Source organism: Pseudomonas sp. URMO17WK12:I11, assembly GCF_007677725.1.
Lineage (GTDB): Bacteria > Pseudomonadota > Gammaproteobacteria > Pseudomonadales > Pseudomonadaceae > Aquipseudomonas.
In genome coordinates this window covers 275,074-284,963 of the sequence record NZ_VEDF01000006.1, presented here as the reverse complement: position 1 = coordinate 284,963, position 9,890 = coordinate 275,074, and the positions used below count along the sequence as shown (strand labels likewise).

Annotated in this window: 8 protein-coding genes; all 8 read left to right on the top strand. The window is 65.3% G+C overall.

The genetic code is table 11. The features are described from left to right. Positions 1 to 469 precede the first annotated feature (469 nt). From rfbF to FS665_RS14205, 8 genes are read left to right on the top strand one after another with little or no spacing between them, the layout of a single operon-like run. A complete protein-coding gene (rfbF, locus tag FS665_RS14240) occupies positions 470 to 1,243 on the top strand; it encodes a glucose-1-phosphate cytidylyltransferase (protein ID WP_145189434.1) in 774 nt (257 codons plus the stop codon). After that, positions 1,225 to 2,307, top strand: a complete 1,083-nt coding sequence (gene rfbG / locus FS665_RS14235) for a CDP-glucose 4,6-dehydratase (protein ID WP_145189431.1) — start codon at positions 1,225 to 1,227, stop codon at positions 2,305 to 2,307. The genes rfbF and rfbG overlap by 19 nt, the downstream gene beginning before the upstream one ends. Then, complete coding sequence (locus FS665_RS14230; RefSeq protein ID WP_145189428.1) at positions 2,304 to 2,864, top strand: dTDP-4-dehydrorhamnose 3,5-epimerase family protein; 561 nt, start codon at positions 2,304 to 2,306, stop codon at positions 2,862 to 2,864. Before rfbG ends, FS665_RS14230 begins: the two co-directional genes overlap by 4 nt. Continuing rightward, positions 2,861 to 4,084 carry a class I SAM-dependent methyltransferase gene (locus tag FS665_RS14225; protein WP_145189425.1) on the top strand — a complete coding sequence of 408 codons (1,224 nt, stop codon included), beginning with the start codon at positions 2,861 to 2,863 and terminating at the stop codon, positions 4,082 to 4,084. The genes FS665_RS14230 and FS665_RS14225 overlap by 4 nt, the downstream gene beginning before the upstream one ends. Before the next feature lie 5 nt (positions 4,085 to 4,089). Beyond that, on the top strand, positions 4,090 to 4,947 hold the full coding sequence (locus FS665_RS14220; protein ID WP_178108350.1) for an NAD(P)-dependent oxidoreductase: 858 nt from the start codon (positions 4,090 to 4,092) through the stop codon (positions 4,945 to 4,947). After that, positions 4,937 to 6,031: a class I SAM-dependent methyltransferase gene (locus tag FS665_RS14215; protein ID WP_145189419.1), complete on the top strand. Its 1,095-nt coding sequence runs from the start codon at positions 4,937 to 4,939 to the stop codon at positions 6,029 to 6,031. The genes FS665_RS14220 and FS665_RS14215 overlap by 11 nt, the downstream gene beginning before the upstream one ends. After that, positions 6,028 to 6,762: a cephalosporin hydroxylase family protein gene (locus tag FS665_RS14210; RefSeq protein WP_145189415.1), complete on the top strand. Its 735-nt coding sequence runs from the start codon at positions 6,028 to 6,030 to the stop codon at positions 6,760 to 6,762. Before FS665_RS14215 ends, FS665_RS14210 begins: the two co-directional genes overlap by 4 nt. Positions 6,763 to 6,813: 51 nt before the next feature. After that, positions 6,814 to 9,717: a TIGR00180 family glycosyltransferase gene (locus FS665_RS14205; RefSeq protein ID WP_145189412.1), complete on the top strand. Its 2,904-nt coding sequence runs from the start codon at positions 6,814 to 6,816 to the stop codon at positions 9,715 to 9,717. The last annotated feature ends 173 nt before the right edge of the window (positions 9,718 to 9,890 follow it).

Here is a 9,890-nt window from a genome sequence, read left to right as displayed (position 1 = left end):
GTGCTGCGTGAAGAACATGTGCGGCATTGGTACAGCGGTTGGATGCCGGGTTGAGCTCGAGCGCCGCCTGCGCGGCGCTCGATCTCACAGGCGCCCTAAAACCCACGCCAAGCCAAAACCGCCACCTGGCGCGTTTCCTGCGAGCCGCGCGTGCTGCGTGAAGCGCATGTGCAGCATTGGTACAGTGGTTGGATGCCGGGCTGAGCTCGAGCGCCGCCTGCGCGGCGCATCGCGAGCTGCGCTCGCTCCTACGCATGGTGCGACAGCCACAGAGTCACTGCCCTGAGAAGACCGTAGGAGCGAGCGCAGCTCGCGATCCGCGCAAACGGCGCTCAATCTCACAGGCGCCCTAAAACCCTCGCCAAAGCAAAAACCGCCACCTGGCGCGTTTCCTGCAAGCCCCCAGTCATATCGCCATAAATCGTGCAGTCATACGATCCGTGGCCGGTGACGAACAAAAGGGGACAACATGAAGGCGGTAATTCTGGCCGGTGGACTGGGCACGCGCATCAGCGAGGAGTCGCACCTCAAGCCCAAACCCATGATCGAGATCGGTGGCAAGCCAATTCTCTGGCACATCATGAAGCAGTACTCCGCCCACGGCATTCACGACTTCGTGATCTGCCTGGGGTACAAGGGCTATGCGATCAAGGATTTCTTCGCCAATTATTTCCTGCACACCTCCGACGTCACCTTCGACATGCGCGCCAACCGCATGGACGTGCACCAGAACTACAGCGAACCATGGCGCGTAACCCTGGTCGATACCGGCGAGGAAACCATGACCGGCGGCCGCCTGCGCCGCGCTGCGCGCTACCTGGAAGACGAGCGGGCGTTCTGCTTCACCTACGGCGATGGCGTCGCCGACCTCAACATCGGTGCCCTGGTCGATTTTCACCTGGCCCACGGCAAGCTTGCCACGGTGACTGCCGTGCAGCCGCCTGGGCGCTACGGGGCCCTGCAGCGCGACGGTGAGCAGGTGCGCGGCTTCATCGAAAAGCCGCGTGGCGATGGCGGCTGGATCAATGGGGGCTTCTTCGTGTTGTCGCCCAAGGTGCTCGACTACATCGACGACGACCAGACCTCCTGGGAGTCCGAGCCGCTCGCGCGCCTGGCGGCCGAGTCGCAGCTCAACGCCTTCCAGCATGATGGCTTCTGGCACCCGATGGACACCCTGCGCGACAAGAATCACCTGGAGCAGCTCTGGCACAGCGGGGAGGCGCCATGGAAGCAGTGGGCGTGAACCCGGCGTTCTGGCAGGGCAAACGCGTCCTGCTGACCGGCCACACCGGATTCAAGGGCAGTTGGCTGACCTTGTGGTTGCAGGCCATGGGCGCGCAGATCACCGGCTTCGCCCTGGACCCCGGCACCGAGCCCAGTCTCTTTGCTCTGGCGCAGGCCGGACAGGGCATCGACGACGTGCGCGGCGACCTGCGCGATCTGGGCGAGCTGTTTGCCACGGTGAGCGAAGCCGAACCCGAGATCGTCCTGCACCTGGCCGCGCAGCCGCTGGTGCGCGAAGGCTACCGCGATCCGCTGGGAACCTATTCGAGCAACGTCATGGGCACCCTCAACCTGCTCGAAGCGTTGCGCCAGGTCGGCAGCGTGAAAGCCTGCGTGCTGGTCACCACCGACAAGGTCTACGCCAACCAAGAGTGGCCCTGGCCTTACCGTGAGAACGAAGCACTGGGCGGGCATGACCCGTACAGCAGTTCCAAGGCCTGTTGCGAGCTGCTGGCGCAGTCGTACGCGGCCTCGTTCTTCCCGGCCAGCGCGTACGCCGAGCACGGCCTGGCATTGGCCACCGCCCGCGCCGGCAACGTGTTGGGCGGCGGCGATTTCGCCCCTGACCGGTTGATTCCGGATGTGCTCAAGGCCTGGTCGCACGGCGAACCGGTGACCTTGCGTTTGCCCCAGGCCGTGCGCCCCTGGCAGCACGCCCTGGAACCGCTGGCCGGTTACCTGCAATTGGCTGAACGCCTGTACCGCGAGGGTCCGGCATTTGCCGGCGCGTGGAACTTCGGCCCCAGCGAGCAGGACATGTGCAGCGTTGGCGAGGTGGTCGCGCACCTGGCCGAGCTCTGGCCAGCCGCAGCCGGCCTCAAGGTCGAAACCAGCACCCTGCATGAAGCCGGCTTGCTGCGCCTGGACAGCGCTCGCGCTCGCCAGTTGCTGGGCTGGCGCACGCGCTGGTCGCTGCACGATTGCCTGCGTCATACCCTGGATTGGCACCTGGCCTGGCAGCGCGGCGACGACATGCGCGCCTTCAGCCTCGCGCAACTGGACCAGTATGTGGGGCGCTCGTGACCGATCTGCTTTTGCACGCGTTGCCCCTCGCTGGCCTGTTCAGCCTGCAGCACAAGCGCCACGGCGATGCCCGCGGCCAGTTCGCCCGGCTGTTCTGCGAAACCCGCCTGGGCGGGCTGGATGCGCCGTTTCATGTGCGCCAGATCAACCATTCCCATACCATCGGCCAGGGCAGTGTGCGCGGTCTGCACTATCAATTGGGGGATACACCGGAGGCCAAGCTGATCACCTGCTTGCGCGGTGAGGTGTGGGATGTCGCGGTTGACCTGCGCGAGGGTTCGCCGACCTTTCTGCATTGGCACGCCGAACACTTGCGCGCAGGCGATGGCCGCAGCCTGTTGATCCCGGCAGGCTTCGCCCACGGCTTCCAGGTGCTCGGCAGCGAGGCCGAACTGCTTTACCTGCACAGCGCCGATTACGCCCCCGGCCGCGAGGGCGGCTTGTCGGCGCATGATCCGCGACTGGCCATCGATTGGCCGCTGCCTGTCAAGAATCTGTCAGCCAGGGACGCCCAGCATCCCTGGCTCGAACCCTCGTTTACCGGAGTGCGTCCATGAACTGCCGTGGCTGTGGTACCTGCCTGAGCCTGCCCTTGATCGACCTGGGCACCGCGCCGCCCTCCAACGCCTACCTGCGCCCCGAACAACTGGCCATGGCCGAGGCCTGGGTACCGTTGAAAGTGGCCGTGTGCGAGCAGTGCTGGCTGGTGCAGACCGAGGACTACACCCGCGCCGATGCGCTGTTCGACGCCGACTACGCCTATTTCAGTTCCTACTCCAGCTCATGGCTGGCCCATGCCCGCGATTACGTCGCGCAGATGGTCGAGCGCTTCGGCCTCGATGCCGCCAGCCGGGTGGTGGAGATCGCCGCCAACGACGGCTACCTGCTGCAGTACGTGGCCGAGCGCGGCATCCCGTGCCTGGGCGTCGAGCCCACCCGCAGCACCGCCCAGGCAGCGCGCGACAAGGGCTTGCAGATCCGCGAAGCGTTCTTTGGGCAGCAGAGCGCCGAAGCATTGCGCGAGGAGGGCTGGGCGGCTGATCTGATGGTGGCCAACAACGTATTGGCGCACGTACCGGACATCAACGATTTTCTGCGCGGCTTCAGTACTCTGCTCAAGGCTGACGGCGTCGCCACGTTCGAGTTTCCGCACCTGTTGCGGCTGATCGCCGAGCACCAGTTCGACACCCTCTACCACGAGCATTACTCCTACCTGTCGTTGACCGCCGTCGACACCCTGTGCCGGCGTAACGGCCTGGAGATCTTCGATGTCAGTCAGTTGCCGACCCACGGCGGCTCACTGCGCGTGTTCGTGCAATGTGCCGGCGGCCCGCAGGCGCGCCACCCCAGCGTCGCCGATCTGCTTGCCAGCGAGCAGCGGGCCGGGGTGAGCACGCCTGCGTTCTACCGCAGCCTGGCGCCAGCCGCCGAGCGCATCAAGCAGCAATTGCTGGGCTTCCTGCTGCAAGCCAAGGCCGAGGGCAAGCGCGTGGTCGGCTACGGTGCGGCCGCCAAGGGCAACACGCTGTTCAACTACGCCGGGGTCAAGCCTGACCTGCTGGCCTGGGTGGCTGACGCCAACCCGCACAAGCAGGGCAAGTTCCTGCCCGGCAGCCGTATCCCGGTGGTGGCGCCCGAGCGGCTGGCCGCTGAGCGGCCTGATTACGTGCTGGTGCTGCCCTGGAACCTGCTCGCAGAGGTCAGTGAGCAGCAAGCACACGTGCGTGAATGGGGCGCGCGCTTCGTCATCGCCGTGCCACAGTTGACCGTCCTGTGAACGGCCTGCACGTACTGGTCAGCGGCGCCACCGGGTTCGTCGGTCGGCACCTGGTCGCCGCCTTGCTCGCCCGGGGGCATCGCGTGCGGGCGCTGGCGCGTGATCTGCAGGCGGCGCGGGCGCTGCCCTGGTTCGCGAAGGTCGAGTTCGTCAGCGCCGATGTGCATGACCCAGACTTGAACGTCGCCGCGCTGTGCCGCGGCATCGATGCGCTGGTGCACCTGGCTTGGCCCGGTTTGCCCAACTACCAGGGCTTGTTCCACGTTGAGCACAACCTGATGGCCGATTACCGCTTCATCCAGGCGGTGGTGCGCAGCGGCGTGGCGCGCGTGCAGGTCAGTGGCACGTGCCTGGAATATGGCCTGCTCGATGGCGCGCTGGAGGAATCGCGGCTGTGCCAGCCGAGCAACCCTTACGGCCTGGCCAAGCACAGCCTGCGGCTGTTCCTCGAATGCCTGGCGCGCCAGCAGCCTTTCGCCTTGCAGTGGCTGCGCTTGTTCTATGTGTATGGCCCCGGACAGAACCGCAACAGCCTGCTGGCGGCGCTGGACCGGGCGATCGATGCTGGGCAGCGGCGCTTCGACATGTCCGCTGGCGAGCAACTGCGCGATTTTCTGCCCATCGAAACCGCTGCCGATTACCTGGTCAGGGTGCTTGAGCGCGACCACTTCAGCGGTGTGCTCAACTGCTGCAGCGGCCAGCCGACTGCCGTGCGCAGCCTGGTCGAGGCGCATGTCGCCAGGCGTGGTGCGCAAATCGACCTGAACCTGGGCCATTACCCGTATCCGACCCACGAACCCATGGCGTTCTGGGGTGACGCGCGCCGCTTGCGCGCTGTGCTGGGAGTGTCTGATGAAGCGTGAGCTCTACCGCGCCACCGGATTGCCGGTGTTGCAGAACCGTACCTTCGCCGACGCTGCCAGTGCACGCGCCTCGGCCAGCGCCGACATGCGTCTGGTGCAAGACAGTCGTACCGGGCTGATCTACAACGATGCCTTCGACCCCGCCAAGCTCAGCTATGACAGCGATTATCAGAACGAGCAGGGCCATTCAGGCCGTTTCCAGCGCCATCTGGATGACGTCGAAGGTGTGATCGCCCGGCACTTCAAGGGTCAGGCACTGATCGAGGTGGGCTGCGGCAAGGGCTGGTTCCTCGAGCTGCTCAGCGCCCGTGGCTATGCCGTCACCGGTATCGACCCGGCCTATGAAGGCGACCGCGCGGATGTGATCAAGGCGCCGTTCACCCGTCAGTTGAACCGGCGCGCCGACGCTATCGTGCTGCGCCATGTGCTCGAGCACATCCAGGACCCGCTCGCGTTTCTGGCCGCCATCGCCGATGCCAACGGCGGTAGCGGGCAGATCTACATCGAGGTGCCGTGCCTGGACTGGATCATCACGCACAAGGCCTGGTTCGACCTGTTCTACGAGCACGTCAATTACTTCCGCCTGGACGACCTGCGCCGCATGTTCGGCCAGGTCGCCGAAGCCGGACACCTGTTCGACGGCCAGTACCTGTACGTCGTCGCCGACCTGTCCAGCCTGCGCAGCACCTTGCAGCCGGTGCCGGCACTGAGCTTGCCAGACGACTTCAGCGCCAGCCTCGAACAGGCCGTGGCCATCGTCCGCAGTGCTGGCGAACGTGGCACGGCGATCTGGGGCGCCTCGTCCAAGGGCGTCATCTATTCGCTGTTCCTGCAACGGGCCGGCGCGTCGGTGGACTGGGTGATCGACATCAACCCGGCCAAGCAGGGCCGCTACCTGCCGCTGAGCGGCGCCCGCGTCAGCTCGCCCGAGCAGGCGCTCGACGCTCTGCCGGCCGGCGCGCACCTGTTCGTGATGAATTCCAACTACCTCGAGGAAATCCGCCGCATGACCGACGGGCGTTTCACCTACCACGCCGTCGACAGCGCCGATTTCACCCACCTGCCAACCGAGACCGCACAATGACCGACTCGCCGATCCAGGCTTTCCAAGCCGAATGCTCCGCGCAAATTGCCGCCCAAGGTGAAGACCAGGCGCTGCAGCATGTGGCCCGGGACTTCTTCAACCAGTCCGCGGCGCACAAATACACCTATCACTTTTCCTGGATGGGCCGCCCGATCATTCAGCTGCCCCAGGACATGATGGCCATGCAGGAAATCGTCTGGCAGGTCAAGCCGGACCTGATCATCGAGTGCGGCATCGCCCATGGCGGCTCGATCCTGTACTACGCCTCGCTGCTGGAACTGCAGGGGCACGGCGAAGTGCTGGGCATCGACATCGACATTCGCCCGCACAACCGCGAAGCCATCGAGGCGCACCCGATGAGCAAGCGTGTGCGCATGATCGAAGGCTCGAGCATCGATGCCGGCATTGCCGCTCAAGTCCAGGCCATGGCGGCGGGCAAGAAGGTCATCGTGGTGCTCGACTCCAACCATACCCACGCTCACGTGCTCAAGGAGCTGCAGCTGTATGCGCCGCTGGTAAGCGTGGGCAGCTACTGCGTGGTGATGGACACCGTGGTCGAGGACATGCCGGCGGACTTCTTCCCGGACCGCCCATGGGGCCATGGCGACAACCCGAAGACCGCGGTCTGGGAATACCTCAAGGGCGATGACAGCTTCGAGATCGACTATCAGTTGCAGCACAAGCTGTTGGTCACCGTGGCGCCGGACGGCTACCTGCGCCGGGTTCGTTGAGCATTCACTGAGTTGAATTTGTTGGCGGCAACGCCGGTGGTGGGGAAGAGTATGCAAGGCAATATCCAGTCAGGTCAGGCAATGGCGCTGCGCGAGCGATTCACGCTGGTGCTGATGACGCACAATCGTCCGGCGTTCCTGCGCCGCACGTTGCAGTACTACAGCAGCTATCCGTGTTCGATCCTGGTGCTCGACTCCTCGACCGAGTCGGCCGCCAGCATTGCCGCGCAGTTTCCAGAGGTCCAATACCTGCACCTGCCGCAGTTCTCCTACCTGGGCTTTCAGGCCAAGCTCAGCCACGGCGTGAGCCTGGTGCGCACACCGTACATGGCCTTCGCTGCCGACGACGACTTCCTGCTGCACGACGGTTTGAACCAGTCGCTGGATTTTCTCGACGCCAACCCCGACTACGGCATGTGCCACGGCTACAGCATGATGTACCTGGCCGAAGCGACGCAGGTGAATTACTACCGGCGCGACAAGAAAGTCAGTGAAGACTACGGCGATGCGAACGCGGCGCAGCGGGTGATGGACTACATGCACGAGTTCATTCCGCCGTTCTTCGCCGTGACTCGCACCGCGTTACTGCGCCGCTGGTTCGAGCTGCTGCCAGAGGGCACCAGCTTCGAGTGGCAAGAGATCGGCCATGTGTACTTCCTCCTGGCCAATGCCAAGGCGCGCATCCTGCCGATTCCTTACGCGGTGCGCGAAGCCAATTACGGCAGCTCCGAACACAAGACCGAAGTCATCCATGTGCTCAGCTTCAGCGACGCCAAGTCGGTAGCGGGCCGCGAGGCGTTCGCCGAGTTCCTCGCTGGCTTGCCCACCGCCATCGAAGGGCTCGATCGAGCCGAGTTGCGTCAGCACGCCTTGGACAGTTTCGCGGCGATGGCGCAAAGCCTGTTCCAGCGCCGGGCGCTGACCCTGGAGCTGGTCTGGGGCTCGAAGTGGACCGACCCGCTGAAGCCGCCGCTGCGGACCTTCGAGCCAGCGCAGTATGTGGAAATGCCGTTCTACAACCAGGCATTCTTCGATAAGCTCAGCGCGTTTGAATTTCTCATTCACGCCATGCCGGCCGGGCGCCTGCAACTGCAGCGCCTGGAGCCGCTGCTGCTGCGTCAGGTGCAGTTGCTGCAAGCGCAGGTCAACGACACCCCGGGCACCGTAGGCTCGCGTCTATGGACGGCGCTCGAACTCAATGCATTCAATCGTGATGTGGTGCGGCGTCTGGCCGAGCACTTGGGCGAGCAGGGCGAGCATCAGGACAGCGAGGCGCTGTTCGCCTGGCTGGCGCGGCTTGAAGCGCTCTCGCTGCAGAGCGGGCGACAGTTGCTCGGCAGCATGCCTTCGGGGCGTCTGCTCGACTGGCTGCAAGCGCGCAAGCCAGATACCCAAGTGCAGGCCGCGCTCGACGCGCACCTGGCGCTGCATCAGGGGGGGCCACAGTTCGGCATTCTGCTGCTGGACCTGAATGACGATCAGGCGGCGCTGCAGGACACCTTCGACAGCTTGCTGGGCGGGCTCGGCAAGGCGTTTCGCATTGTCGTGTTCACCACCGGTGAGCCGCCTTTGGCCACGGCCCTGCACAACACCTTGCATTTCATCAAGGTCAGCCGCGAGGACTATGTCGAACACATCAACCAGCTGGCTCGGCAGTCGTCCTGCGACTGGCTGCTGCTGGCCGAGGCAGGTGATCGCTTCACCGCCACCGGCCTGTTGCGCGCCGGCCTCGAACTGCTCAACGCCCCTGAGTGCCGGGCAGTGGCGGTCGATGAAATCCAGCAGCAGGCCGATGGTGTCTGGCGCGAGCTGCTGCGCCCAGGCGTGAACCTCGACCTGCTGCAAAGCAACCCTGCACTGATGGCCCGTCACTGGCTGCTGCGCCGCGAAGTGCTGGTCGCTGCCGGCGGCTTCGACCCGCTGTACCCCGAGGCGCTGGAGTTCGAGTTGCTGCTGCGGCTGATCGAAAGCGGCGGCTTGAACGGCCTGGCGCACCTCGACGAGCCGTTGCTGATCACCCAGGCACCGCAGGCGCAGGCCAGCGAGCAGGCGCGTCAGGCACTGAGTCGGCATCTGGCCAGCCGCGGCTACAAGGCGCAGGTCAGCGCGCCCGTGCCCGGCACGTTGCGCATCGACTACCGGCACGTGGCACGCCCGCTGGTGAGCATCGTGCTGCCGAGCGAGGACGACCTCGACGCCGTGCAGCGCTGCCTGACCAGCATCCTGCAACGCACGCGCTACGCGCGCTTTGAAGTGTTGATCGTCGACAACGCCAGCCAGTCGCCCGCGCAGCGCACCTGGCTGGCCCAGCAACAGCAGCGCGGCGGTAAGGTGCGTGTGCTGCACAGTGCCGAACGGCTGAGCCCAGCGGCCCTGTACAACGCCGCGGCGGCCCAGGCCGAGGGCGATTACCTGGTGTTGCTGGCAACCGATACCGAGGTGGTCAACGCCAACTGGCTCGAGGCGCTGCTCAACCAGGCGCAGCGTCCGGAAGTCGGCGTGGTCGGCGCCAAGTTGCTCAGCGCCGAGGGCAAGCTCAGCCAGGCCGGGCTGGTACTGGATGCGCAAGCGGGTGTGGTTGCGGCCAACGCCGGCGAGCCGGCGGACGCCCCGGGCTACCTGAACAGCCTGACGGTCGAACAGAACCGCGCAGCGGTTTCCGGCGTTTGCATGATGATTCGCAAAGAACTGTTCCAGGCCTTGGAGGGACTGGACGAACAGCACTTCGCCCACGCCTTCGCCGATGTCGACCTGTGCCTGAAAGCCGGCGCAGCCGGTCTGCTGACGGTCTGGACGCCGCAGGTGCAGGTCATCCACCACGGCGCGATGCCGGCGGAGCCGGGCGTCCTGGCGGCGCTGCGCGCCAAATGGTCGACACAATGGCAAGCATCGGCCCAGCCCCTGTCGCTGCTACCTGACCAAGCGGCGCTGGACTGGTCCGGCCTGATCGGCTGATCAGCAAACAGGGGGCCAAAGCGCCCCCACGCTTCCACCAGGCGATGCCCGCGCCTGCTTGGGCTCGCGGCTTGCCAGCAACCCCTGGGAACTTCCCAAGGCGCTATGGCCTGTATCTTGCTTCGAGCCTGCAATCAGGGCCGCGAGTCAGAAATTTGTAGACGCTGCGCGCC